Source organism: Yersinia sp. KBS0713 (assembly GCF_005937895.2).
In the GTDB taxonomy this organism is placed as follows: domain Bacteria; phylum Pseudomonadota; class Gammaproteobacteria; order Enterobacterales; family Enterobacteriaceae; genus Yersinia; species Yersinia bercovieri.
This window is the reverse complement of record NZ_CP042173.1, coordinates 243,638-267,639: the sequence shown is the minus strand read 5'-3', so window position 1 is coordinate 267,639 and position 24,002 is coordinate 243,638. Positions and strand designations below refer to the sequence as shown.

The following is a 24,002-nucleotide window of genomic DNA, read 5'->3' as shown; positions in this document are numbered from 1 at the left end:
ACTAAGCTTTACTTGGAGTAAAGCTCGACGATCAGGTGTTCATTAATGTCCGCAGACAGATCAGTACGTTCAGGAATACGTTTGAACACACCTTCCATCTTGACAGCATCAACTTCCAGCCAAGTCGGCTTTTCACGCTGCTCAGCCAGCTCCAAAGCTGCCTTAACACGAGACTGCTTTTTAGCTTTCTCACGGATGCTGACTACGTCATTCGGAGATACCTGATAAGAAGCGATGTTAACAACGCGACCATTTACCATGATAGCTTTATGACTAACCAGCTGACGTGATTCAGCACGAGTTGCGCCAAAGCCCATACGGTAAACTACGTTATCCAGACGACCTTCCAGCAGTTGCAACAGGTTTGCACCAGTGTTGCCTTTCAGACGTGCTGCTTCTTTATAGTAGTTACGGAATTGACGTTCTAGAACACCATAGATACGGCGAACTTTTTGCTTTTCACGTAACTGCACACCGTAGTCAGACAGACGCGGTTTACGCGCACCGTGCTGGCCAGGTGGTTGTTCGATCTTACACTTGGTGTCAATCGCACGAACACCAGACTTAAGGAATAAGTCTGTGCCCTCACGACGGCTCAGCTTGAGCTTAGGCCCCAAATATCTTGCCATTTTCTCTCTCCAACAAACCTAAAAGCAGCGTTATACGCGGCGCTTTTTCGGCGGACGACAACCGTTATGAGGGATCGGAGTCACATCAGTAATATTAGTGATGCGGAAACCAGCCGCGTTTAACGCACGGATAGTAGACTCACGGCCCGGACCAGGTCCTTTAACCATAACTTCCAGATTCTTGATACCGTATTCTTTCACTGCGTCAGCGCAGCGCTCTGCTGCAACTTGCGCTGCGAACGGAGTAGACTTACGAGATCCACGGAAACCGGAACCACCTGCTGTTGCCCAACCCAATGCGTTACCTTGACGATCTGTAATGGTAACGATGGTGTTGTTGAAAGAAGCATGGATATGAGCCACACCGTCAGAGACTGTCTTTCTTACACGCTTACGTGCACGAATAGGTGCCTTTGCCATTATTCAATCACCCCGATTATTTCTTGATCGGTTTACGCGGACCCTTACGGGTACGTGCGTTGGTCTTAGTACGCTGACCGCGAACTGGTAGACCACGACGATGACGCAAACCACGATAAGTCCCAAGGTCCATCAGACGCTTGATGCTCAGGGTCACCTCACGACGCAGATCACCTTCTACAACGTACTTGGCAACTTCGTCACGCAGCTTCTCGATTTGCTCTTCAGACAGCTCACTGATCTTAACATTTTCAGCAATACCCGCTGCAACACAGATAGCCTGTGAGCGAGTTTTACCGATGCCGTAGATCGCAGTTAATGCGATAACGGTATGTTTCTGATCAGGAATGTTAATGCCTGCTATACGGGCCACTATGCACTCCTACTATTTTATACAGCAATACCATTCTGAAAAGCCCGTTTTCAGGATACTCAAATAGCATTGCAGTCACATACAAAAGATTGGCTGGCTAATCTAGCCAGCTCAACCCAACTTTGCAAGAAAAATATGCAAGATAAATCAGCCTTGACGCTGTTTATGCTTTGGTTCGGCACTGCAGATTACGCGAACGACACCGTTACGCTTAACAATTTTGCAGTTACGACATAATTTCTTGACGGAAGCACGAACTTTCATTTTTACTCTCCGTAACTTCTCAAACATCCCTGATTAGCGGTTATAGCCTTTCAGGTTTGCTTTCTTCAATGCAGACTCGTATTGACTCGACATCATCAGAGTTTGCACTTGAGCCATAAAGTCCATGATGACCACCACTACGATAAGTAGGGAGGTACCACCAAAGTAAAATGGTACTTTCATCGCGTCACGCATGAACTCCGGGATCAGGCAGATGAAAGTAATATACATCGCACCAATTAAGGTTAGACGCGTCATTACTTTATCGATGTACTTCGCCGTTTGCTCTCCCGGACGAATTCCTGGCACGAATGCACCGGACTTCTTCAGGTTATCTGCTGTTTCACGCGGGTTGAAAACTAGCGCCGTGTAGAAGAAACAGAAGAAGATGATTGCAGACGCATAGAGTAACACATAAAGCGGCTGTCCTGGCTGCAAATACATCGAAATAGTCGTCAGCCAGTTCCAACCTGTCCCACCCCCAAACCATGATGCAATCGTGGCAGGGAACAGAATTATGCTGGAAGCGAAGATTGCAGGGATAACCCCGGCCATGTTCACTTTCAACGGTAAGTGTGTGCTCTGTGCTGCATAAACACGACGACCTTGTTGACGTTTAGCATAGTTAACGACGATACGACGTTGACCACGTTCAATGAAAACAACGAAGAAGGTTACTGCAAACACTAATACTGCAACCAACAGCAACAGGAGGAAGTGCAGGTCGCCTTGCCGAGCTTGCTCGATGGTATGGGCTATTGCAGGTGGTAGACCGGCAACAATACCAGCAAAGATTATGATTGAAATACCGTTACCGATACCACGCTCAGTAATCTGTTCGCCAAGCCACATCAGGAACATAGTCCCGGTGACCAAGCTAACAACAGCGGTAAAGTAGAAGGCAAAGCCTGGATTGATTACCAGACCTTGCATCCCAGGCATATTCGGTAGACCGGTAGCAATACCGATCGATTGGAATATAGCCAATACCAACGTGCCATAACGGGTGTACTGACTAATCTTACGACGGCCAGCTTCCCCTTCTTTCTTTATTTCTGCTAACGCTGGATGAACCACCGTTAACAGCTGGATAATAATTGATGCCGAAATATACGGCATGATACCCAAGGCAAAGATAGAAGCACGACTGAGAGCACCACCAGAGAACATGTTAAACATTTCAATGATGGTCCCTCTCTGCTGCTCGAGCAATTTAGCAAGCACAGTGGCATCGATACCAGGAATCGGAATAAAAGAGCCGATACGGAAAACAATAAGCGCACCGATAACAAACAAAAGTCTGCGCTTCAGTTCGCCTAATCCGCCTTTAGCACTTTGAAAATCTAATCCTGGTTGCTTAGCCATCTGCTACTTATTCCTCAATTTTACCGCCAGCAGCTTCGATAGCAGCACGAGCGCCTTTGGTGACACGCAGACCACGAAGAGTTACCGCACGAGTGATTTCGCCTGAAAGCATAACTTTCGCGAACTCAATCTGGGTACCAACAACGTTAGCGGCTTTCAGCGTGTTCAGGTCGATTACGTCGCCTTCCACTAAAGCCAATTCAGACAGACGAACTTCTGCCGTGATCATAGCTTTGCGAGAGGTGAAGCCGAATTTCGGCAAACGACGATATAAAGGCATCTGACCACCTTCAAAACCACGACGTACGCCACCACCAGAACGTGAGTTCTGACCTTTGTGACCACGACCAGCAGTTTTACCCAGGCCAGAACCGATACCACGACCTACACGCTTCGGCGCATGCTTGGCACCATCAGCCGGAGACAGAGTATTTAAACGCATCTGTTACTCCTCAACTTTAACCATGTAGGAAACCAAGTTGACCATACCACGTACAGCGGGAGTATCCTCACGCTCTACAGTATGACCAATACGACGCAGACCTAAACCGATCAGAGTTGCCTTGTGTTTCGGCAAACGACCGATACTGCTTTTTGTTTGAGTTACTTTAATAGTCTTTGCCATGGTTATTTCCCTAGAATTTCTTCGACGGACTTACCACGCTTGGCAGCGACCATTTCTGGGGATTTCATATCTTCCAGAGCTAAAATAGTTGCACGAACCACGTTGATCGGGTTAGTAGAACCATATGCCTTGGCCAATACGTTATGAACCCCTGCAACTTCCAAGACGGCGCGCATTGCACCACCGGCGATAATACCGGTACCTTCAGAAGCTGGTTGCATGAATACACGAGAACCTGTGTGAGCACCTTTAACTGGGTGCTGCAGGGTACCGTTATCCAAAGCAACATTAATCATAGCGCGACGGGCTTTTTCCATCGCTTTCTGGATCGCTGCCGGAACTTCGCGTGCTTTGCCGTAGCCAAAACCAACGCGACCGTTACCATCACCAACTACTGTTAGTGCGGTAAAGCTGAAAATACGGCCACCTTTTACGGTTTTAGATACGCGGTTTACCGCGATCAGCTTTTCCTGCAGTTCGCCAGCTTGTTTTTCGATGTGTGACATCTTACACCTCTACCTTAGAACTGAAGGCCAGCTTCACGGGCAGCATCTGCCAGTGCCTGGACTCGACCATGATATTGGAAACCGGAACGGTCAAAGGATACTTTCGTGATCCCTTTTTCCAATGCGCGCTCTGCAACAGCTTTACCTACAGCTGCGGCGGCATCTTTGTTGCCGGCGTACTTCAATTGCTCATTGATAGCTTTTTCTACAGTAGAAGCTGCTACCAAAATTTCAGAACCGTTTGGTGCAATAACCTGCGCGTAAATATGGCGTGGGGTACGATGTACCACCAGGCGAGTCGCACCCAGTTCTTTGAGCTTGCGGCGTGCGCGGGTCGCACGACGGATACGAGCTGCTTTCTTATCCATAGTGTTACCTTACTTCTTCTTAGCCTCTTTGGTACGCACGACTTCGTCGGCGTAACGGACACCCTTGCCTTTATAAGGCTCAGGACGACGGTAGGCACGCAAATCTGCTGCAACCTGACCAATCACCTGCTTATCAGCGCCTTTCAGCACGATTTCAGTTTGGGTCGGGCATTCGGCAGTGATGCCAGCCGGCAATTCATGGTCAACTGGATGAGAGAAGCCTAAGGCTAAATTCACCACGTTGCCTTTAACTGCGGCACGGTAACCTACGCCTACCAGTTGAAGCTTCTTAGTGAAGCCTTCGGTAACACCAACGACCATTGCGTTAAGCAGTGCACGAGTGGTACCCGCTTGGGCCCAACCGTCTACAGCGCCTTCGCGTGGAGCGAAAGTCAATGTATTATCTTCTTGCTTAACTTCAACAGCGCTATGGACGGTACGAGTCAGCTCGCCGTTCTTACCCTTTATCGAAATAACCTGACCGTTGAGTTTTACCTCTACGCCGGCAGGAATGACGACGGGTGCTTTTGCAACACGAGACATTCTTTCCTCCCGAATTAAGCTACGTAGCAGATAATCTCGCCACCAAGACCAGCTTGGCGAGCTGCACGATCGGTCATAACACCTTTAGAGGTAGAAATAACAGCGATACCCAAACCGGCCATAACTTTTGGCAGCTCATCTTTTTTCTTATAGATGCGCAGACCTGGACGGCTGATACGTTGAATGCTTTCTACCACTGCCTTGCCCTGGAAATACTTAAGTGCTAATTCCAGAGTAGGCTTGGTGTCGCCTTCGATTTTAAAATCTTCAATAAAGCCTTCTTCCTTCAGAACGTTGGCAATTGCCACTTTCAGCTTGGAGGAAGGCATGGTGACCGCAACTTTGTTTGCGGCTTGACCGTTACGGATACGGGTCAGCATATCCGCGATCGGATCTTGCATGCTCATCTGTCTTTACTCCCGTGATTCAATTGGTGACAATTACCAGCTAGCCTTTTTAAGGCCCGGGATTTCACCGCGCATTGCGGTTTCACGGACTTTAATACGGCTCAACCCGAACTTCCGCAGGAAACCATGCGGACGACCAGTTTGGTTGCAGCGGTTACGCTGACGGGACGGGCTGGAATCACGCGGCAGAGACTGCAGCTTCAGAACAGCATTCCAACGATCTTCGTCGGATGAGTTCACACCAGAGATAATAGCTTTTAATTCCTCGCGTTGAGCGCGGTATTTGTTAGCTAGTTTCACGCGAACAACTTCGCGTGCTTTCATTGATTGCTTAGCCATCAGTAACCCTACCTTACTTGCGGAATGGGAATTTAAAAGCAGCCAACAATGCACGGCCTTCATCATCGGATTTCGCAGTAGTGGTAATGGTAATATCCAAACCACGTACACGATCGACTTTATCGTAGTCGATTTCCGGGAAGATGATCTGCTCGCGCACACCCATGCTGTAGTTTCCACGACCATCGAATGACTTAGCGGACAAGCCACGGAAGTCACGGATACGCGGAACAGCAATGGTAATCAGACGCTCAAAGAATTCCCACATGCGTTCGCCACGCAGGGTTACTTTACAGCCGATCGGATAGCCCTGACGGATTTTGAAGCCTGCAACAGATTTGCGTGCTTTGGTGATAAACGGCTTTTGGCCGGAGATAGCTGCCAAGTCAGCTGCTGCATTATCCAGCAGTTTCTTGTCAGCGATCGCTTCACCAACACCCATGTTCAGGGTGATCTTCTCGACCCGAGGGACTTGCATGACAGAGTTGTAGCCAAACTGAGACATCAGTTGTTTGACCACCTCGTCTTTGTAGTAATCATGCAGTTTCGCCATCGTATTACTCCAAATTACTTGATAGTTTCGCTGTTAGATTTAAAGAAACGGACTTTTTTGCCGTCTTCGAATCTAAAGCCTACACGGTCAGCCTTACCGGTTGTCGCGTTGAACAGCGCAAGGTTGGAAACTTGAATTGCAGCTTCTTTTTCAACAATGCCACCTGGTTGGTTCAGGGCCGGAACCGGCTTCTGATGTTTTTTAACCAGGTTGATACCTTCAACAATGACCTTACCAGCAGACAGGACATTCTTTACTTTACCGCGCTTACCTTTGTCTTTCCCGGTTAGCACGATAACTTCGTCATCACGACGGATTTTCGCTGCCATGGTTCGCTCCTTAGAGTACTTCTGGTGCCAGAGAGATAATTTTCATGAACTTCTCATTACGCAGTTCACGAGTTACCGGCCCAAAAATACGCGTGCCGATTGGCTGCTCGCTGTTATTATTTAAAATAACACAAGCGTTACCATCGAAGCGAATGACAGAACCGTCCGGGCGACGTACACCCTTCTTGGTGCGCACCACTACCGCCTTCAGAACATCGCCTTTCTTCACCTTGCCACGAGGAATTGCTTCCTTGATGGTGATCTTGATGATGTCGCCGATGCCTGCGTAGCGACGGTGCGAGCCACCTAGAACCTTGATACACATTACGCGACGTGCACCGGAGTTGTCGGCCACGTTCAGCATAGTCTGTTCTTGGATCATGTTAGTGCTCCGCTAATGTCAACTACTACTTTAGGACCCAGAATAGGTCGTTTAAAAGCCCCAATAACGAGGGCGCAGCATTATAACACCGCTTCCAGATTATGGGTAGAAAAAATAAGCGGCCCACTTTCTGAGCCGCTTATTATGTTCGAGTCAGCTACTCTATTACAGAATCGCTTTCTCTACAACGCGAACAAGCGTCCAAGACTTAGTCTTTGACAGTGGACGGCATTCGCGGATTTCTACCACGTCACCGATACCACATTCATTGTTCTCGTCATGTACATGCAATTTCGTCGTACGACGGATGAATTTCCCGTAAATCGGGTGCTTCACCACACGTTCGATAGCAACAACCATGGATTTCTCCATTTTGTCACTAACTACGCGACCTTGCAGAGTACGGATTTGGTCAGTCATTACGCACCCGCCTTTTCAGTCAGTAAAGTCTTAACACGTGCGATATTACGACGCACTTGTTTCGACAGGTGAGTTTGTTGCAGCTGGCCACTAGCCGCCTGCATGCGCAAATTAAATTGCTCACGCAGCAGGTTGAGCAGCTCAGTGTTCAGCTCTTCAACGCTTTTTTCACGCAGCTCTTGTGCTTTCATTACATCACCGTCTTAGTTACAAAGGTGGTTCCTACAGGCAGTTTCGCTGCAGCGAGCTTAAATGCTTCGCGGGCAGTTTCTTCCGGCACACCAGCCATTTCAAATAAAACTTTTCCTGGCTGGATCAGGGCAACCCAATACTCTACGTTACCCTTACCTTTACCCATACGCACTTCGAGCGGCTTCTCGGTGATCGGTTTGTCCGGGAATACACGGATCCAGACCTTACCTTGACGCTTAATTGCACGTGTCATCGCACGACGGGCTGCTTCGATTTGACGAGCCGTCAGGCGGCAACGGCCACAAGCTTTCAGGCCGAACTCACCGAAGCTAACATCCGTACCTTGCGCAAGGCCACGGTTACGGCCTTTGTGCATCTTACGGAATTTTGTACGCTTTGGTTGTAACATCAGCGATTCTCCTTACTTGCGGCCTTTACGCTGCTGCTTTTTAGGTTGAGCAGCCGGTTCCGGTTGTTCAACAGCAGCCATACCACCCAAGATCTCACCTTTGAAGATCCATACCTTTACGCCGATTACACCATAAGTGGTGTGCGCTTCAGATGTGTTGTAATCGATATCCGCACGCAGTGTATGCAACGGAACACGACCTTCACGGTACCATTCGGTACGCGCGATTTCAGCACCGCCAAGGCGGCCGCTTACTTCAACTTTGATACCTTTAGCGCCAAGACGCATTGCGTTCTGTACAGCACGCTTCATAGCACGACGGAACATAACGCGACGTTCCAGCTGTGAAGTGATGCTGTCAGCAACCAATTTTGCGTCCAGTTCCGGTTTACGGACTTCGGCGATGTTAATCTGTGCAGGAACGCCAGCGATATCCGCTACGACCTTACGCAGTTTTTCGACATCTTCACCTTTCTTGCCGATAACGATGCCAGGACGAGCGGTGTGAATAGTCACACGGATGCTCTTCGCTGGACGCTCGATAACGATGCGAGAAACGGAAGCTTTCGCTAATTCTTTAGTCAAGAATTGGCGAACTTTAAAGTCGCTGTCCAGGTTGTCAGCGAATTCTTTGGTATTTGCGTACCAGGTAGAGTTCCAAGCTTTGACAATACCTAGTCGAATACCATTAGGATGTACTTTCTGACCCATTGCTAGTCTCCAGAGTCTCAGCGATCGGACACAACCACAGTAATGTGGCTGGTGCGCTTCAGGATGCGATCTGCACGACCTTTTGCACGCGGCATAATGCGCTTCATGCTAGGGCCTTCGTCTACGAAGATCTTCGTGACTTTCAGATCATCGATGTCAGCGCCATCGTTGTGTTCTGCGTTAGCAATGGCAGACTCCAGCACTTTCTTAACCAAACCAGCAGCTTTCTTGTTGGTATAGGCCAGAGTTTCCAGAGCTTGCGACACTTTCTTACCGCGAATCAGGTCCGCTACCAAGCGAACCTTCTGAGCAGAAGAACGAGCGTGGCGATGTTTAGCGATAGTTTCCATCTCTTCCTCCTACCTTAGCGCTTTTTAGCCTTTTTATCGGCCGCATGGCCGCGATAAGTACGGGTCGGCGCGAATTCACCCAATTTGTGACCGACCATTTCATCGGAAACAAATACAGGAACGTGCTGACGACCATTATGGACAGCGATGGTCAAACCGATCATATTTGGAAAGACCGTTGAACGACGGGACCAAGTCCGAATTGGCTTCTTGTCTCCGCTTTCCACCGCTTTCTCTACCTTCTTCAGCAAGTGCAGGTCAATGAAGGGACCTTTCTTGAGAGAACGTGGCATGGCTTATCCTCTAATTATTTTTTACTACGGCGACGTACGATGAACTTATCAGTACGCTTGTTGCTACGGGTCTTCTTACCTTTGGTCTGAACGCCCCACGGGGTTACCGGGTGCTTACCAAAGTTACGACCTTCACCACCACCGTGTGGGTGATCTACCGGGTTCATCGCCGTACCGCGAACGGTAGGACGAATACCACGCCAACGACTAGCACCTGCTTTACCCAGGACACGCAGCATGTGTTCAGCGTTACCGACTTCACCTAAGGTGGCGCGGCAATCAGCTAGAACCTTGCGCATTTCGCCGGAGCGCAGACGCAGAGTAACGTAGGAACCGTCACGAGCAACGATCTGAACGTATGCACCAGCAGAACGAGCCAATTGGCCGCCTTTACCTGGTTTCATTTCTACGTTATGAACCGTTGAACCAACTGGGATGTTACGCATAGGCAGGGTATTACCTGCTTTAATTGCAGCATCAACGCCAGATTGAATCTGGTCACCAGCTTTCAGGCCTTTCGGCGCCAGGATGTAACGGCGTTCGCCGTCTTTGTACAGAACCAACGCGATGTTCGCGGAACGGTTCGGATCGTACTCCAGACGCTCAACCACAGCAGGGATACCATCTTTGTTGCGTTTGAAGTCAACCAGACGATAATGTTGCTTGTGGCCACCACCGATATGACGGGTAGTGATACGGCCATTGTTGTTACGGCCACCGCTTTTGCTTAATGCTTCAAGCAACGGGGCATAAGGCTTACCCTTGTGCAGCTCAGGGTTAACCACTTTAACAACGTGGCGACGACCCGGAGATGTAGGTTTACATTTAACAATTGCCATTGTTTACTCCTCCGACTTACTCTGCGCCGCCGATGAAGTCCAGATTCTGGCCTTCTTTCAGGGTGACGTAAGCTTTTTTCCAGTCGCTACGACGACCAACACGCTGACCGTGACGCTTACTCTTGCCTTTAACCAGCAAGGTGTTAACGTCTTCGACTTCGACTTCAAACAGTTTCTGCACTGCAGCTTTAATTTCTGCTTTGGTCGCGTCTTTGGCAACTTTGAGAACGATGGTGTTATTCTTTTCCATCGCAGCGGACGCTTTTTCAGATACATGCGGCGCGCGCAGTACTTTCAGCAGACGTTCTTCACGAATCATGCCAGCATCTCCTCAACTTGCTTCACAGCATCAGCAGTCATAACCACCTTGTCGAAGGCGATCAGGCTAACTGGGTCGATACCGGCTACATCGCGAACGTCAACCTTGTACAGGTTGCGAGCTGCCAAGAACAAGTTCTCGTCCAGTTCACCCGTTACGATCAGCACATCTTCCAGAGCCATATCTTTCAGTTTCTGCGCCAGCAACTTAGTTTTAGGTGCTTCAACAGAGAACTTTTCGACAATGATCAGACGATCTTGACGTACCAGTTCGGACAGAATGCTTTTCAGCGCGCCGCGGTACATCTTTTTATTTACTTTCTGACTGTGATCCTGAGGCTTCGCAGCAAAGGTCACACCACCTGAACGCCAGATTGGGCTCTTTACAGAACCTGCACGCGCACGGCCGGTGCCTTTTTGACGCCACGGCTTCTTACCGGAACCTGTTACTTCAGCGCGGGTCTTCTGAGCACGAGTACCTTGACGGGCACCTGCTGCATAAGCAACAACAACCTGATGTACCAGCGCTTCGTTGAAATCACGACCGAAGGTAGTTTCGGAAACAGTCAGCGCGCCTTGCGCGTCTTTCAATACTAATTCCATTGCTATCCCCTTACGCCTTCACAGCTGGTTTAACGATCAGGTTGCCACCGGTTGCGCCCGGTACAGCACCCTTAACCAACAGCAGGTTGCGCTCAGCGTCAACACGTACTACGTCCAGGCTTTGAACGGTTACACGTTCGTCACCCAGGTGGCCAGCCATTTTCTTGCCTTTGAACACTTTGCCCGGAGTCTGGTTTTGACCGATAGAACCCGGAACACGGTGAGACAAGGAGTTACCATGGGTAGCATCTTGGGTACGGAAGTTCCAGCGCTTAACAGTACCGGCAAAACCTTTACCTTTAGACGTACCTGTAACGTCGACTTTCTTAACGTCTGCAAAAATTTCGACGCTAATTTCTTGACCAGCAGTAAACTCTTGACCTTCTGGAAGGCGGAATTCCCACAGACCACGGCCAGCTTCTACGCCAGCTTTAGCGAAATGACCCGCTTCTGGTTTAGTAACGCGGTTAGCTTTTTTAGCACCGGTAGTTACTTGCACAGCACGGTATCCGTCGTTCTCCAGGCTTTTGACCTGAGTTACGCGGTTCGCTTCAATTTCGATAACAGTTACTGGGATTGAAACGCCATCTTCAGTGAAGATACGAGTCATGCCCACTTTTTTACCGACTAAACCAATCATTGTTTCAACCTCTCAATCGCTCAATGACCTGATTAACCCAGGCTGATCTGCACGTCTACACCGGCAGCCAGATCCAGACGCATCAGAGCATCAACGGTTTTCTCGGTTGGCTCAACGATGTCAACTAGACGCTTGTGAGTGCGAATTTCGTACTGATCGCGCGCATCTTTATTGACGTGCGGAGAGATCAGAACAGTAAAGCGCTCTTTGCGAGTTGGCAGCGGGATCGGACCACGAACCTGCGCACCAGTGCGCTTGGCAGTCTCGACGATTTCCGCAGTTGATTGATCGATCAAACGATGATCAAACGCTTTCAGGCGGATACGGATTCTTTGGTTCTGCATGAGACCAGAGCTCCAATTATTTATAAACGTAAATGATTACTCCTCGCACCCATTTCGATTGATGGGGGAGTGTAATCGTTCAACATATAACCCCCATATCGGGAGTATTGTTCAGTTACAACACTAGGCTGTGACTGACAGATTAGTTTCAATCTGACCTATCAAGATTAGGTAGGCCCGCGCATTATACGTAAATAACAGCAGGAAGCAAGCCACTGTTGGAAATCTATGCGGAAACTTACAAATTTGGCAGAATGCCGTTAGTTTTAGTGAATTTATTTATTATCACACAGGGTTACTATTGGTTGGATTGAAAGGAATTCTGGTAAAGCCAGGAAGTGGAACGGTGAACTTCACCGATACGCACAAAAGGATTCATCTTATGACCCACTATCACTGTCAGAGTATCTTATTACTGCTTATGACAAGCTGTATCACCAACGTCGCCGTCGCAGCAGAGTTACGTTCACTGTTTCCACTACAAGCTTACACGCAAAACGTCACTTACTGGTTTCCAGAAAATAGCCCTAGTTATAATCAACCTCTGGTATCTGCTGAACTACAGCAGCGCGCATTAGCTAATCTACTGGCGCACTATTTTGGTGGCATGCCAACGGATGCTTCCCCTTGGGAAGAGCGTTATGTCCAGACGCACCTGCAGCCAAGTGGGGCTGGCAGTATTGCTCTCTACATCAAACGCAAGTTAGATGATTTCGACAATGCATACCGCCAAAAAGATATTATTAATTACGGTAGCAATTATCGTCCCCACGGAATTCAGTGGTTGGATACTATCCGTAATAACATTCAGCTCGTGCAGTTCAACAAATTACACTTTCAACCGGAACAACGAGGAATTACGATAACTGATACCTCAGTGAGGGTTTTACCGACGTTTGATCCTAGTTTTTATAGCGACACCATAGCAGGTGAGGGTTATCCTTTTGATAACTTACAAGAAACTCATTTACATTTGGCGACGCCAATTTATAGTCTAGGGTATACACTTGATGGGCTTTGGACGTTTATTTTAACCCCCGATGTACTGGGATGGGTTCCTTCGAATTCGATTGCTTATACCGATAAGGCTTTTATCCACAAATGGCGACAAGCTGCCCACCATAAAATGGCTGCAATCATTGATGACAATGTATCTCTCGCTGGGTCAAAGTTATCTCGAATTTATAAGCAGGGTAGTATAGGCAGCCTTTTTCCGCAGCTTGATGATCAACATGTTCTGATTCCTGTAGTAAATGATCAGCAACAGGCGGTGGTTGCAGTCGCTAAGGTTCATCCTGGTAAGATACATTCCCTGCCATTCACAGCAACTTATCGAAATTTCTCATCGCTCATCAAGCGTAGGTTGGGAAAACCTTATGGGTGGGGTGGGTTATATGGGCATAACGATTGTTCAAGTGAACTAAAAAACTTGATGTTACCTTTTGGCTTTTGGCTGCCTACCCACTCTTCTCAGCAACCCTCTCAGGGGAAAATAATTGAGTTAAGTGACCAGAAACCAGAGGATCGCTTAAAGTTTCTGGCTAGCCGAGGTCGCCCTTTTATGACGCTGATTCATATTAAGGGGCACATAATGCTATATGTCGGTAATACTGCTGAGGGACACCCGTTAACATTCCAAAATATATGGGGATTAAGCCCAGCAGATCGAAGTCGAAGAGCCATCATTGGGGAAGCGGTACTGTTCCCATTGCTGCTCTCTTATCCTGAAGATAAGTCGTTGGCATCTTTAGCTGCTGGCGCTCAATTCCAAATCAGCTATCTCGATCAGCCAACTTATCTTGATGAGTTATCAACCAAAGAAAATGGGATACACCCGATGAGGGTAGGAAACAGTAAACTCTAAAACTTCAAAAGTGAGTTCCTGACGGATACTCACTTTAGTTTATGCTTTGCAGGTAAATAATTGTCATTCTTTCGCCAGTTGGGCCTGTGAGTAGTTTTGTATCCCCAAGCGTTCGATCAGGCTGAGCTCTGTTTCAAGCCAATCAATATGACCCTCTTCTTCCGCCAAGATCTCTTTCAATAAATCTCGGCTGACATAGTCATGGATTGAATCGGCATACGCAATACCTTCGCGTAAGTCCTTCGCCCCGGATAACTCGAGAGCTAAATCAGATTTCAGTATTTCTTCTACATCTTCACCGATATTCAACTTGCCCAAGTCTTGCAAGTTAGGAATACCCTCGAGAAATAAAATGCGCTCAATGTATTTATCCGCATGCTTCATTTCATCAATGGATTCGTGATACTCCTTATCATTAAGGCGCATCAGCCCCCAATTTTTAAAAATTCGGGCATGAAGAAAATATTGATTGATAGCAACCAGCTCGTTTCCGAGTAGTTTATTAAGATGTGCAATTATTTTTTTATCGCCTTTCATAGTTATACCCTCCGCTTCCAGTACTAAAAGTGTAGTACCAGATGGCAAAGTGTGGGGAAAACTTATCCCTGCTAACTATTAGGCAACATCATTCATTTCTGGAATGTTAGCGCGTTCCTCGATCAAGATTTCTCTGGCCTGTCGAATGCACTTTCCGCAATCTGTACCGATAGGTACTAGCTGACGCAACTGCTTAATGGTATGTGGGTGGTGCTGACGTACGACTTTACGGATAACTTTGTCAGATATCGCATTACACAGACAAACGTACATAGAGAGACTCACTTCTTAACCAATTCCTCAAGTGTAAATAAGAATACGAGTTATTTCAATTAAGATTATTTAGCACATTAATAAAAAAGGGTGCCGAAGCACCCTTTTACTTGATCAATAAAGTAATTAATCAATAATGCAATTAAGCGATAACTTTAGCAACAACACCAGCGCCTACAGTACGGCCGCCTTCACGGATTGCGAAACGCAGACCGTCGTCCATTGCGATTGGGTGAATCAGAGTAACAACCATGTTGATGTTGTCACCTGGCATCACCATTTCAACGCCTTCTGGCAGTTCGATGGTACCTGTTACGTCAGTTGTACGGAAGTAGAACTGAGGACGGTAACCTTTGAAGAACGGAGTATGACGACCGCCTTCTTCTTTGCTCAGAATATAAACTTCTGAATCAAAGGTAGTGTGTGGTTTGATTGAGCCTGGTTTAGCCAGAACTTGACCACGTTCGATGTCTTCACGTTTGATACCACGCAGCAGAACACCAACGTTCTCACCAGCACGACCTTCGTCCAGCAGTTTGCGGAACATTTCAACGCCAGTACAAGTAGATTTAACAGTATCTTTGATACCAACGATCTCTACTTCTTCACCAACTTTAACGATACCGCGCTCTACACGACCAGTTACAACAGTACCACGGCCTGAGATAGAGAATACGTCTTCGATAGGCAGCAAGAATGGCTTATCGATAGCACGTTCTGGCAGTGGAATGTAGCTATCCAGTGCTTCAGCCAATTCAATGATTTTAGCTTCCCACTCAGGAACGCCTTCCAGTGCTTTCAGCGCTGAACCTTTGATTACTGGGATGTCGTCGCCTGGGAAATCGTAAGCAGAAAGAAGTTCACGAACTTCCATTTCTACCAATTCCAACAGCTCTTCATCGTCAACCATGTCACATTTGTTCATGAATACGATCATGTATGGAACGCCAACCTGACGGCCCAACAGGATGTGCTCACGAGTCTGTGGCATAGGGCCATCAGTTGCAGCAACAACCAGGATCGCGCCGTCCATCTGAGCAGCACCGGTGATCATGTTTTTAACGTAGTCGGCATGCCCTGGGCAGTCAACGTGCGCATAGTGACGAGTCGGGGTGTCATATTCAACGTGAGAAGTGTTGATGGTGATACCACGTGCTTTTTCTTCTGGTGCGTTATCGATCTGATCGAAGGCACGAGCACTACCGCCGTAGGTTTTAGCCAGTACGGTGGTGATTGCAGCAGTCAGAGTTGTTTTACCATGGTCAACGTGGCCGATAGTACCGACGTTTACATGGGGTTTGTTACGTTCAAATTTTTCTTTAGACACGACTATATTCCTTACTCTTGTGCTCTCCCACTTATGAGAGAGCACTGGATCATTGTTTTAAACCCGAAAGCTTATTTGCCACGGGCTTCGATAACGGCTTTAGCGACGTTACTAGGTGCTTCAGCATACTCCAGGAATTCCATGGAGTAAGAAGCACGGCCCTGAGTCTGAGAACGCAGGTCAGTAGCATAACCGAACATTTCAGACAACGGAACCTTGACGCGAACGGTTTTACCGGTAGCTGTATCTTCCATACCTTCGATGATACCGCGACGACGGTTAAGGTCGCCCATTACGTCACCCATGTAATCTTCTGGGGTTTCGACTTCAACCTTCATGATAGGCTCAAGCAGAACTGGTTTAGCTCTTCTGAAACCTTCTTTAAAGGCGATAGAACCGGCTAATTTAAATGCCAATTCTGAGGAGTCGACGTCATGGTAAGAACCGTAGTGCAGACGCACTTTAACGTCAACAACCGGATAACCTGCCAGAGGGCCGGATTTCAGTTGTTCCTGGATGCCTTTATCAACAGCAGGGATGAACTCTTTAGGAATAGAACCACCAACGATTTCGTTGACGAATTCATACCCAGCGCCACCCGGTGGTAACGGAGACATGTCGATAACAACATGACCGTACTGACCACGACCGCCTGACTGCTTAGCGTGCTTACCTTCCACGTCCTTAACGGTGTCGCGGATAGTTTCACGGTATGCAACCTGAGGTTTACCGACGTTTGCTTCCACGTTAAATTCGCGGCGCATACGGTCAACCAGGATATCCAAGTGCAACTCACCCATACCAGCGATGATAGTCTGACCAGATTCTTCGTCAGTCCAAACGCGGAATGATGGATCTTCTTTTGCCAGACGACCCAGAGCCATACCCATTTTTTCTTGGTCGGCTTTGGTCTTTGGTTCAACTGCAACAGAGATTACTGGCTCTGGGAACTCCATACGTTCCAAGATGATCGGATTCGCTGGATCACACAGAGTGTCACCCGTCGTCACATCTTTCAGACCGATCGCTGCTGCGATGTCGCCTGCATGAACTTCTTTGATCTCTTCGCGTTTGTTTGCGTGCATCTGTACGATACGGCCCAGACGTTCACGCTGTGAACGAACTGAGTTCAGCACGGTGTCGCCGGAATTTACAATACCCGAGTACACACGGAAGAAGGTCAGGTTACCAACAAACGGGTCGGTAGCAATTTTAAATGCCAGCGCAGAGAACGGCTCTTTGTCAGATGAGTGACGAACCGCCGGAGTATCTTTACCGTCGTCCAGAATACCGTTGATTGCTTCAACGTCAGTCGGGGCAGGCAGATATTCGATAACCGCATCCAGCATTGCCTGTACGCCTTTGTTTTTAAACGCAGAACCACAGGTAACCAAGATAATTTCGTTGTTCAGAACGCGTTTACGCAGAGCTTTCTTGATCTCTTCTTCGGTCAGCTCATCGCCACCCAAGTACTTATCCATCAGCTCATCTGACGCTTCTGCAGCAGATTCAACCAGGTTCTGGTGCCATTCAGCAGCCAGTTCAACCATATCAGCAGGGATCTCTTCGTATTCGAAGGTCACGCCCTGATCGGCTTCGTTCCAGTTGATCGCTTTCATTTTCACCAGGTCAATAATACCGGTGAATTTCTCTTCCGCGCCGATAGCCAGTTGCAATGGAACTGGATTCGCGCCCAGACGAGATTTAATCTGACCAACAACTTTCAGGAAATTCGCGCCCATACGGTCCATTTTGTTAACGAACGCGATACGCGGAACTTTATATTTATTCGCCTGACGCCATACGGTCTCAGACTGTGGCTGAACACCACCAACTGCACAGTAAACCATTACCGCGCCGTCAAGAACACGCATAGAACGTTCTACTTCGATGGTGAAGTCAACGTGTCCAGGGGTGTCAATGATATTGACGTGATGTGGTTCGAACTGTTTAGCCATACCAGACCAGAAGCAGGTAGTAGCCGCAGAAGTAATGGTAATACCACGCTCCTGCTCCTGTTCCATCCAGTCCATGGTGGCTGCGCCGTCATGAACTTCACCGATTTTATGGTTTACACCGGTGTAAAACAGGATACGTTCGGTAGTGGTTGTCTTACCGGCGTCGATGTGAGCGCTGATACCGATATTACGATAGCGCTCAATGGGTGTTTTACGAGCCATTTGATTCCTCTATTCCTAGGGCGTTCATTCGGTTAACCCATACGGGCTTTCAAGAAGATAGCCCGTATGGTTAGCATGACTACTGCGTGGTAATTACCAGCGGTAGTGGGCGAACGCCTTGTTAGCTTCGGCCATACGGTGAACGTCTTCACGTTTCTTAACAGCAGAACCTTTGTTCTCTGCTGCGTCAGACAGTTCATTCGCCAAGCGCAAAGCCATGGATTTATCACCGCGTTTACGAGCAGCATCAACGATCCAACGCATTGCCAAGGCATTACGACGAACCGGACGAACTTCAACTGGTACCTGATAAGTAGAACCACCAACGCGGCGAGACTTAACTTCGACAGTCGGGCGCACGTTATCCAGAGCTACTTCGAAAGCTTCCAGAAAATCTTTACCAGAACGCTGAGCCAGGGTTTCCAGCGCGGTATAGACAATTGCTTCTGCAGTAGATTTTTTACCATCTACCATCAGGATATTTACAAATTTAGCCAGCAATTCAGATCCGAACTTAGGATCTGGTAAAATTTTACGCTGACCAATTACACGACGACGTGGCATGGAAATACTCCGTTGTTAATTCAGGGTTGTCCAAAACTCTAAGAGTTTATTTTGACATTAATGTGAAAATGTTTGGCCTTACTTAACGGAGAACCATTAAGCCTTTGGCTTCTTCACGCCGTACTTAGAACGTGATTGCTTACGGTCTTTAACACCTGAGCAGTCAAGCGCGCCGCGAACGGTGTGGTAACGCACACCTGGCAAGTCTTTAACACGACCGCCACGGATCAGGATCACGGAGTGTTCCTGAAGGTTATGACCTTCACCGCCGATGTAGGAGGTGACTTCAAAACCGTTAGTTAAACGCACACGGCAAACTTTACGCAGTGCGGAGTTAGGTTTTTTCGGGGTGGTGGTATATACGCGGGTACATACACCACGTTTCTGCGGGCATGCTTCCAGAGCAGGAACGTTGCTTTTAGCAACCTTCATGCTGCGTGGCTTGCGAACCAGCTGGTTAATCGTTGCCATTATTAAAAAAGCTCCTGGTTTTTTGCTTCGTAAACACGTGATAAATCCCCCTCGTTTGCACTACTGGCAGAGAACGAGGACGCAGAATTTTATGGCTGACTATCTAAGGTGTCAAGAAATATACAGCATTGACTGCATTACCATGCCAGTTGTTGCTGATGTTTTAGGGTCAAATCCACGAAGTGAGTATAGCCGATTAGTGTAGCGCTGTCTGAAATTTGACCAGACAAGCCGCGTGCAATAACATCATCTTCCAAAACAAAGAGAGAAGCGGGGTTATTTAACAACAGCTTAAGGCTCTCACTGTTTTTCAAAACAGTCATCACCCCATCTTGCAGAAAGAGAATCTCATCTTCCGATGTGACTAATCTCAACAACGCAGATAAATCGCAACGATAAGGAGAATGACTGACGGTATAGAGCATTATAGCGACCCAAATCTCAATTAAAAAGTCAGCACAACATCATAAGTCGACAGTTGGCGACCAAAATCCACCGGAGATAGCACCTCAACATCGAGGACCCAATCTGTTACTTCGCTCAACCCGCGTTGCTGTACCGAGGCTTCGCAGAGATAACAATTCTCGACATCGTATAGAGGTAAGACACCGAAAGTCGCAATATAGTTTCTCGCGAGAATTATTTCGGGTTGCTGCTGAGGTAGCAGTTGCAAAACACCATCTGAAAGGAAGAATGCGCCGATCTCTTCGCTCAGTGCCGAAGCCGCCAGCAATGCATCCAGCCCTTCCCGCCCAGCGGAACTGCCGTGCGAACCTTGGGTGAAAACAAAAGCAATGCGTTTCATCGTCATTAAAATTGTACCATACGGTCACACGTCAATGCCGCTTCAGCCAATGAACCCAGACCACTCAAAGTAAAGCCCGGTTGCAGATTCGCCGCCGCCAAATTGAGTTGCTCTGCTTCATGTTGGTCGGTCACACCACGACGTAACGCCGCCGCTACACAGACATTCAGCAGTACACCATGCTCAGTTGCCAATTGTTGCCACGCCCGAACCAGGTCAAACTCATCACTGGCCGGCGCAGTTAATTGGTTCGCATTCAGCACCCCTTCACGGTAGAAGAAGATGCTGACTAAGTGATGACCTGAATTGATAAGGGCTTGCGCGAATTGGTAAGCGCTACTGGCCTGCTGGGTGCCATAAGCCGGTCCCGTGACCATCAGGCAATATTTCAGGCCCGACATTAACGATCATGCCCCACAAGATCACCGCTCTTAAACTGGCGAATATAGAGATAAACCGTGTGTTTAGAGATATTTAGCCGTTCGGCAACCTGATTGATAGCATCTTTGATATCAAAAATACCTTTTTCATACAGATTGAGAACGACTTGACGGTTCTTCGCATTATTCGAAACATTGCGGTCGGCATTAACTTCTTCGATGGTGAATTCCAGTGTTTGTGCCACCAGATCATCGACCGAAGAGGCAAAGTTAACCGAAGAGGCCACTTCTTGTGTTTCCGGCGGCATAAAGGTCTGAATGATTTGCGAGAAAGGAACATCCAGATTCATGTTGATGCACAGCAGGCCAATAACGCGCTGGTCGCGGTTACGGATAGCGATAGTGACGGACTTCATTAACACACCGCTTTTGGCACGCGTGAAATAAGCTCTCGAGACACTGCTGTCAGCACCCGCCATATCGTGCAACATCCGCAGAGCCAGGTCAGTTATTGGCGAACCAATTTGCCGCCCGGTGTGTTCACCGTTAGCAATTCTTACCGCTGAGCTTTTCAGATCTTCCAGTGAATGCAGCACAATTTCACAGTGGTTGCCGATAAGCATCGCCAAGCCATCGACGATTGCTTCGTATGATTTTAGTATTTCATGATCCGTCTGACTGAACGGACGTTCATCCAGTAAATCCAGTTCACTGGTTTCGCTACTGAGAAGCGAATTAGACATCGAAGACACCATCCTCTAGGTAAAGCCTGTCTCAATATCGTTGGCAGACTCATAACTCAATATCTTAGATTTTAAGTCTAGCAAATATGCTGAGATAAAATCCTTGCGTTTGCGCGTGATATTGACGTTAAGCCCACAAGCCATAAACCGTCAAGTTATCAACGAGCAGAAGTGCAAATTGATATATGTGCTACAAAAAAAACCGCCACGACAATTATCGCAGCGGTTATCAGCAGGAGCGGTAACGAAGCTAAGTTACTTCTTCGCTTTGGTGTCCGCAGCAGCAGGTTGCTCTTCTGGCGCGTCAGCTTTAGGTGCCGCTTTCACATCCAGCAGTTCTACGTCAAATACCAACGTAGAGTTAGCAGGGATACCTGGGACGCCAGTTTTGCCGTAAGCCAATTCTGGTGGGATAACCAGAGTGATCTTGCCGCCTTTCTTGATCTGTTTCAGGCCTTCAGTCCAACCTGGGATAACGCCATCCAGACGGAAGGAGAGTGGCTCACCACGTTTGTATGAGTTATCAAACTCACTACCGTCGGTCAGCGTACCTTTGTAGTTCACTACAACGGTGTCGCTATCTTTTGGTGATTCACCGCTACCGGCCTTCTCAACTTTGTACAGCAGGCCAGATGCCGTTTTCTTCACATCTTTTTCTTTAGCGAAAGTTTCGCGATATTTAGCGCCTTTATCGGCATTTTCTTTCGCATCTTGCTCCATTTTGGCTTGAGCAGACGCTTTTACGCGCGCTTCAAAGCCTTGCAAGGTTTTTTCGATCTCTTCGTCGGTCAATTTGCTTTTGCTAGCGAAAGCATCTTGTACACCAGCGATCAACTGGTCTTTGTCCAGCTTGATCCCCAGCTTTTCTTGTTCTTTCAGGGAGTTATCCATGTAACGCCCCAATGATGCGCCTAAAGCATAGGCAGATTGCTGGTCATCATTCTTAAATGCGCTATTTGTCGTTGCTGGTGCAGCTGCAGTGGCAGTTTTTGCAGCTTCTGCAGCGAAAACCGCAGAGGTATTCAGGGTTAGCGCCATGGTGGTAGCCAGTAGCGTTACTTTAAACAGTGATTTCATCCATTTCTCCATTGGCTTAAGGACTCTTACCCCAAGCAACGATTTTTAAGAGTAATTGGTACTATAACTGCCTGTGTGAACACAAAACAATCTCAGTACTCATGCTATTAAGTGATATTAAGACTTTTTTTACTACAAGAAGTTTCGTTTTTATAGATATCTTGACGCTCGCAGGGTAATCATACGCTTTTACAGGTAGAATCTAGCGTGTACTGCTATTTTAGCTATACTGCCATCGAGTGGAAAATAGCCAAAAGGTATGGTTTGCAGCTATGCCACATGTAGCTGCATCGTTTGCAGTCATGAGAGGAAATAAAATGGAACAATCCCTGTTTGAGCAACGACTGGAAATGCTAGAGAGTCGTTTGGCATTTCAGGAAGTGACGATTGAAGAACTGAATTTGATCGTGACGGAGCATCAGATGGAAATGACCAAACTGCGTGAGCATTTGCGCCTACTGACCGACAAATTGCGGGAATCTCAATCTTCAATGATGGCATCGCCAACAGAAGAAACACCCCCTCCCCACTATTAGTTTTGTTAGCACTACCAGTTGATTAGCTAGCACTGATCACCACAATGAGCTAATAGCAAAAAGCCAGCCGCAAGGCTGGCTTTTGACTGACAACGTCAGATTTTAGTGGCAGCCACAGCCGCCTTTACCACAACCACCGCCTTTACCATGCTCGTGACCTTCGTCATGATCATCGTGGCCATGGCCGCCGCAGCAACCGTCACCGTGTTCGTGGTGATGGTCATGCTCACCATGGACGTGGCCATGTTGCAGCTCTTCTTCTGTCGCTTCACGGATAGCAACCACTTCGACGTGGAAGTTCAGATCCTGACCCGCCAGCATATGGTTACCATCAACCACAACGTGCTCATCTTCCACCGCAGTGATTTCGACCGGCACTGGGCCTTGATCGGTATCAGCCAGGAAACGCATACCCACTTCCAGCTCGTCAACGCCCATGAAAACGTCTTTCGGTACGCGTTGCACCAGATTTTCATCATAGCTGCCGTAACCTTCGTCTGCATTGACGCGCACATCAAAGCTGTCGCCTGCGGCATGGCCTTCAAGCGCTTTTTCCAGACCTGCGATCAAAGAACCGTGACCGTGCAGGTAGTCCAACGGCGCACTCACCGGAGACTCATCAACTAAAACACCGTCTTCTGTACGTACCTGGTAAGCCAGGCTGACCACCAAGTCTTTTGCTACTTTCATGATATCTCCTACCCTTGGAACAAAAATTGGCACAGATTGTAGCGGAAATCTGCACCGCTGTACCCTCCAGCATAAAAAATCGCGAAGGATAACGCTACTTCGGATTGAAAATACCGATCACTTGTTCATTCTGGCGGACATGTTGACTGACCTGTTTGTCGGTCTGACGCTGATGGTGGCCGCACTTCACACACTCCACCACTTCAACCTGATCTTCACGCCATAAAGCCAATGTATCCAATGCATTGCATTGCGGACAAACAGCACCGGCGATAAACCTTTTGCGGGTGTTTGCTCTGTTATTTAGCGCCATTGTCATCGTTTTCTCCGACA

At 47.9% G+C, this 24,002-nt stretch carries 41 protein-coding genes; 2 read left to right on the top strand and 39 right to left on the bottom strand.

From position 1 onward, the window contains the following. Positions 1-8 precede the first annotated feature (8 nt). From rpsD to rpsJ, 26 genes are all read right to left on the bottom strand, one after another. Positions 9-629: a 30S ribosomal protein S4 gene (gene rpsD / locus FFE93_RS01200; protein WP_002218949.1), complete on the bottom strand. Its 621-nt coding sequence runs from the start codon at positions 627-629 to the stop codon at positions 9-11. A gap of 30 nt (positions 630-659) precedes the next feature. Continuing rightward, complete coding sequence (rpsK, locus tag FFE93_RS01195; protein WP_004709234.1) at positions 660-1,049, bottom strand: 30S ribosomal protein S11; 390 nt, start codon at positions 1,047-1,049, stop codon at positions 660-662. A 16-nt stretch (positions 1,050-1,065) separates the two neighbouring features. Next, the gene (gene rpsM, locus FFE93_RS01190; RefSeq protein ID WP_004702348.1) at positions 1,066-1,422 is read right to left on the bottom strand and encodes a 30S ribosomal protein S13; all 357 of its coding nucleotides are present in this window, start codon (positions 1,420-1,422) and stop codon (positions 1,066-1,068) included. Between the two features lie 147 nt (positions 1,423-1,569). Beyond that, positions 1,570-1,686, bottom strand: a complete 117-nt coding sequence (gene rpmJ, locus FFE93_RS01185) for a 50S ribosomal protein L36 (RefSeq protein ID WP_002227352.1) — start codon at positions 1,684-1,686, stop codon at positions 1,570-1,572. A gap of 33 nt (positions 1,687-1,719) precedes the next feature. Continuing rightward, positions 1,720-3,051 (bottom strand): preprotein translocase subunit SecY, encoded by a 1,332-nt coding sequence (gene secY, locus FFE93_RS01180; protein WP_002213344.1) that lies wholly within the window; start codon positions 3,049-3,051, stop codon positions 1,720-1,722. 7 nt (positions 3,052-3,058) lie between these two features. Beyond that, positions 3,059-3,493 (bottom strand): 50S ribosomal protein L15, encoded by a 435-nt coding sequence (rplO, locus tag FFE93_RS01175; RefSeq protein ID WP_004709236.1) that lies wholly within the window; start codon positions 3,491-3,493, stop codon positions 3,059-3,061. A gap of 3 nt (positions 3,494-3,496) precedes the next feature. Next, entirely contained in the window at positions 3,497-3,676 is a 180-nt protein-coding gene (rpmD, locus tag FFE93_RS01170) for a 50S ribosomal protein L30 (protein WP_002213339.1), read from the bottom strand. Between the two features lie 2 nt (positions 3,677-3,678). Next, positions 3,679-4,182 (bottom strand): 30S ribosomal protein S5, encoded by a 504-nt coding sequence (gene rpsE, locus FFE93_RS01165; RefSeq protein ID WP_004875101.1) that lies wholly within the window; start codon positions 4,180-4,182, stop codon positions 3,679-3,681. Positions 4,183-4,196: 14 nt separating this feature from the next. Next, positions 4,197-4,550 carry a 50S ribosomal protein L18 gene (rplR, locus tag FFE93_RS01160; RefSeq protein WP_004391413.1) on the bottom strand — a complete coding sequence of 118 codons (354 nt, stop codon included), beginning with the start codon at positions 4,548-4,550 and terminating at the stop codon, positions 4,197-4,199. Between the two features lie 9 nt (positions 4,551-4,559). Beyond that, positions 4,560-5,093, bottom strand: coding sequence for a 50S ribosomal protein L6 (gene rplF, locus FFE93_RS01155; protein ID WP_005271806.1), 534 nt, complete (start codon positions 5,091-5,093; stop codon positions 4,560-4,562). A 14-nt stretch (positions 5,094-5,107) separates the two neighbouring features. Beyond that, complete coding sequence (rpsH, locus tag FFE93_RS01150) at positions 5,108-5,500, bottom strand: 30S ribosomal protein S8 (protein WP_019213301.1); 393 nt, start codon at positions 5,498-5,500, stop codon at positions 5,108-5,110. A 33-nt stretch (positions 5,501-5,533) separates the two neighbouring features. Beyond that, positions 5,534-5,839 carry a 30S ribosomal protein S14 gene (rpsN, locus tag FFE93_RS01145; RefSeq protein ID WP_004391418.1) on the bottom strand — a complete coding sequence of 102 codons (306 nt, stop codon included), beginning with the start codon at positions 5,837-5,839 and terminating at the stop codon, positions 5,534-5,536. Positions 5,840-5,852: 13 nt separating this feature from the next. Beyond that, positions 5,853-6,392 carry a 50S ribosomal protein L5 gene (gene rplE / locus FFE93_RS01140; RefSeq protein ID WP_004391419.1) on the bottom strand — a complete coding sequence of 180 codons (540 nt, stop codon included), beginning with the start codon at positions 6,390-6,392 and terminating at the stop codon, positions 5,853-5,855. A gap of 14 nt (positions 6,393-6,406) precedes the next feature. Beyond that, positions 6,407-6,721 (bottom strand): 50S ribosomal protein L24, encoded by a 315-nt coding sequence (rplX, locus tag FFE93_RS01135; protein WP_004875104.1) that lies wholly within the window; start codon positions 6,719-6,721, stop codon positions 6,407-6,409. 10 nt (positions 6,722-6,731) lie between these two features. Next, positions 6,732-7,103, bottom strand: a complete 372-nt coding sequence (gene rplN / locus FFE93_RS01130) for a 50S ribosomal protein L14 (protein ID WP_002213325.1) — start codon at positions 7,101-7,103, stop codon at positions 6,732-6,734. Positions 7,104-7,268: 165 nt separating this feature from the next. Next, entirely contained in the window at positions 7,269-7,523 is a 255-nt protein-coding gene (gene rpsQ / locus FFE93_RS01125) for a 30S ribosomal protein S17 (RefSeq protein ID WP_002228135.1), read from the bottom strand. Then, positions 7,523-7,714 (bottom strand): 50S ribosomal protein L29, encoded by a 192-nt coding sequence (rpmC, locus tag FFE93_RS01120; RefSeq protein WP_005159843.1) that lies wholly within the window; start codon positions 7,712-7,714, stop codon positions 7,523-7,525. Before rpmC ends, rpsQ begins: the two co-directional genes overlap by 1 nt. Then, on the bottom strand, positions 7,714-8,124 hold the full coding sequence (gene rplP, locus FFE93_RS01115) for a 50S ribosomal protein L16 (RefSeq protein ID WP_002218940.1): 411 nt from the start codon (positions 8,122-8,124) through the stop codon (positions 7,714-7,716). Before rplP ends, rpmC begins: the two co-directional genes overlap by 1 nt. Positions 8,125-8,136: 12 nt before the next feature. Then, positions 8,137-8,835 (bottom strand): 30S ribosomal protein S3, encoded by a 699-nt coding sequence (gene rpsC / locus FFE93_RS01110; RefSeq protein ID WP_002221644.1) that lies wholly within the window; start codon positions 8,833-8,835, stop codon positions 8,137-8,139. Positions 8,836-8,852: 17 nt separating this feature from the next. Beyond that, on the bottom strand, positions 8,853-9,185 hold the full coding sequence (rplV, locus tag FFE93_RS01105) for a 50S ribosomal protein L22 (RefSeq protein ID WP_004391423.1): 333 nt from the start codon (positions 9,183-9,185) through the stop codon (positions 8,853-8,855). Positions 9,186-9,199: 14 nt separating this feature from the next. Then, positions 9,200-9,478: a 30S ribosomal protein S19 gene (gene rpsS, locus FFE93_RS01100; protein WP_002213430.1), complete on the bottom strand. Its 279-nt coding sequence runs from the start codon at positions 9,476-9,478 to the stop codon at positions 9,200-9,202. A 14-nt stretch (positions 9,479-9,492) separates the two neighbouring features. Then, complete coding sequence (gene rplB, locus FFE93_RS01095) at positions 9,493-10,317, bottom strand: 50S ribosomal protein L2 (protein WP_005271802.1); 825 nt, start codon at positions 10,315-10,317, stop codon at positions 9,493-9,495. 16 nt (positions 10,318-10,333) lie between these two features. Continuing rightward, a complete protein-coding gene (rplW, locus tag FFE93_RS01090; RefSeq protein WP_005159841.1) occupies positions 10,334-10,636 on the bottom strand; it encodes a 50S ribosomal protein L23 in 303 nt (100 codons plus the stop codon). Next, positions 10,633-11,238, bottom strand: coding sequence for a 50S ribosomal protein L4 (gene rplD / locus FFE93_RS01085; RefSeq protein WP_004716380.1), 606 nt, complete (start codon positions 11,236-11,238; stop codon positions 10,633-10,635). The genes rplW and rplD overlap by 4 nt, the downstream gene beginning before the upstream one ends. Positions 11,239-11,248: 10 nt before the next feature. Further along, positions 11,249-11,878, bottom strand: coding sequence for a 50S ribosomal protein L3 (gene rplC / locus FFE93_RS01080; RefSeq protein WP_004709250.1), 630 nt, complete (start codon positions 11,876-11,878; stop codon positions 11,249-11,251). A 32-nt stretch (positions 11,879-11,910) separates the two neighbouring features. Further along, positions 11,911-12,222, bottom strand: a complete 312-nt coding sequence (rpsJ, locus tag FFE93_RS01075) for a 30S ribosomal protein S10 (protein WP_001181005.1) — start codon at positions 12,220-12,222, stop codon at positions 11,911-11,913. 382 nt (positions 12,223-12,604) lie between these two features. Here rpsJ and FFE93_RS01070 point away from each other — a divergent pair, with 382 nt between their 5' ends. Then, positions 12,605-14,086 carry an SH3 domain-containing protein gene (locus tag FFE93_RS01070; RefSeq protein ID WP_049601303.1) on the top strand — a complete coding sequence of 494 codons (1,482 nt, stop codon included), beginning with the start codon at positions 12,605-12,607 and terminating at the stop codon, positions 14,084-14,086. Positions 14,087-14,149: 63 nt separating this feature from the next. On the opposite strand, the gene bfr is transcribed toward FFE93_RS01070, so the two are convergent. The 11 genes from bfr to fkpA form a co-directional block, all read right to left on the bottom strand. Continuing rightward, positions 14,150-14,623: a bacterioferritin gene (bfr, locus tag FFE93_RS01065; protein ID WP_005271795.1), complete on the bottom strand. Its 474-nt coding sequence runs from the start codon at positions 14,621-14,623 to the stop codon at positions 14,150-14,152. Between the two features lie 78 nt (positions 14,624-14,701). Then, positions 14,702-14,896: a bacterioferritin-associated ferredoxin gene (bfd, locus tag FFE93_RS01060; protein WP_032896793.1), complete on the bottom strand. Its 195-nt coding sequence runs from the start codon at positions 14,894-14,896 to the stop codon at positions 14,702-14,704. Positions 14,897-15,038: 142 nt separating this feature from the next. Next, a complete protein-coding gene (gene tuf, locus FFE93_RS01055) occupies positions 15,039-16,223 on the bottom strand; it encodes an elongation factor Tu (RefSeq protein WP_005271793.1) in 1,185 nt (394 codons plus the stop codon). A 71-nt stretch (positions 16,224-16,294) separates the two neighbouring features. After that, complete coding sequence (fusA, locus tag FFE93_RS01050; protein WP_005271791.1) at positions 16,295-18,403, bottom strand: elongation factor G; 2,109 nt, start codon at positions 18,401-18,403, stop codon at positions 16,295-16,297. Between the two features lie 93 nt (positions 18,404-18,496). Further along, positions 18,497-18,967, bottom strand: coding sequence for a 30S ribosomal protein S7 (gene rpsG, locus FFE93_RS01045; protein ID WP_002212324.1), 471 nt, complete (start codon positions 18,965-18,967; stop codon positions 18,497-18,499). 96 nt (positions 18,968-19,063) lie between these two features. Then, entirely contained in the window at positions 19,064-19,438 is a 375-nt protein-coding gene (rpsL, locus tag FFE93_RS01040) for a 30S ribosomal protein S12 (protein ID WP_002212323.1), read from the bottom strand. 137 nt (positions 19,439-19,575) lie between these two features. Then, the gene (tusB, locus tag FFE93_RS01035) at positions 19,576-19,863 is read right to left on the bottom strand and encodes a sulfurtransferase complex subunit TusB (RefSeq protein WP_049601300.1); all 288 of its coding nucleotides are present in this window, start codon (positions 19,861-19,863) and stop codon (positions 19,576-19,578) included. 20 nt (positions 19,864-19,883) lie between these two features. Further along, the gene (gene tusC, locus FFE93_RS01030) at positions 19,884-20,249 is read right to left on the bottom strand and encodes a sulfurtransferase complex subunit TusC (protein WP_072083796.1); all 366 of its coding nucleotides are present in this window, start codon (positions 20,247-20,249) and stop codon (positions 19,884-19,886) included. Next, a complete protein-coding gene (gene tusD, locus FFE93_RS01025) occupies positions 20,249-20,644 on the bottom strand; it encodes a sulfurtransferase complex subunit TusD (RefSeq protein WP_032896791.1) in 396 nt (131 codons plus the stop codon). The genes tusC and tusD overlap by 1 nt, the downstream gene beginning before the upstream one ends. Next, positions 20,644-21,366: a transcriptional regulator gene (locus FFE93_RS01020; protein ID WP_005271779.1), complete on the bottom strand. Its 723-nt coding sequence runs from the start codon at positions 21,364-21,366 to the stop codon at positions 20,644-20,646. Before FFE93_RS01020 ends, tusD begins: the two co-directional genes overlap by 1 nt. Positions 21,367-21,621: 255 nt before the next feature. Continuing rightward, positions 21,622-22,443 carry an FKBP-type peptidyl-prolyl cis-trans isomerase gene (gene fkpA / locus FFE93_RS01015; RefSeq protein ID WP_032896789.1) on the bottom strand — a complete coding sequence of 274 codons (822 nt, stop codon included), beginning with the start codon at positions 22,441-22,443 and terminating at the stop codon, positions 21,622-21,624. A gap of 317 nt (positions 22,444-22,760) precedes the next feature. Between fkpA and FFE93_RS01010 the strand changes: the two genes are divergently transcribed. Next, a complete protein-coding gene (locus tag FFE93_RS01010; RefSeq protein WP_005271776.1) occupies positions 22,761-22,979 on the top strand; it encodes a protein SlyX in 219 nt (72 codons plus the stop codon). Positions 22,980-23,081: 102 nt separating this feature from the next. On the opposite strand, the gene slyD is transcribed toward FFE93_RS01010, so the two are convergent. Together slyD and FFE93_RS01000 are read right to left on the bottom strand one after the other, a co-directional pair. Next, a complete protein-coding gene (gene slyD / locus FFE93_RS01005; RefSeq protein ID WP_005271774.1) occupies positions 23,082-23,669 on the bottom strand; it encodes a peptidylprolyl isomerase in 588 nt (195 codons plus the stop codon). A 94-nt stretch (positions 23,670-23,763) separates the two neighbouring features. Beyond that, positions 23,764-23,988, bottom strand: a complete 225-nt coding sequence (locus FFE93_RS01000; RefSeq protein WP_032896787.1) for a YheV family putative zinc ribbon protein — start codon at positions 23,986-23,988, stop codon at positions 23,764-23,766. Positions 23,989-24,002: the final 14 nt, after the last annotated feature.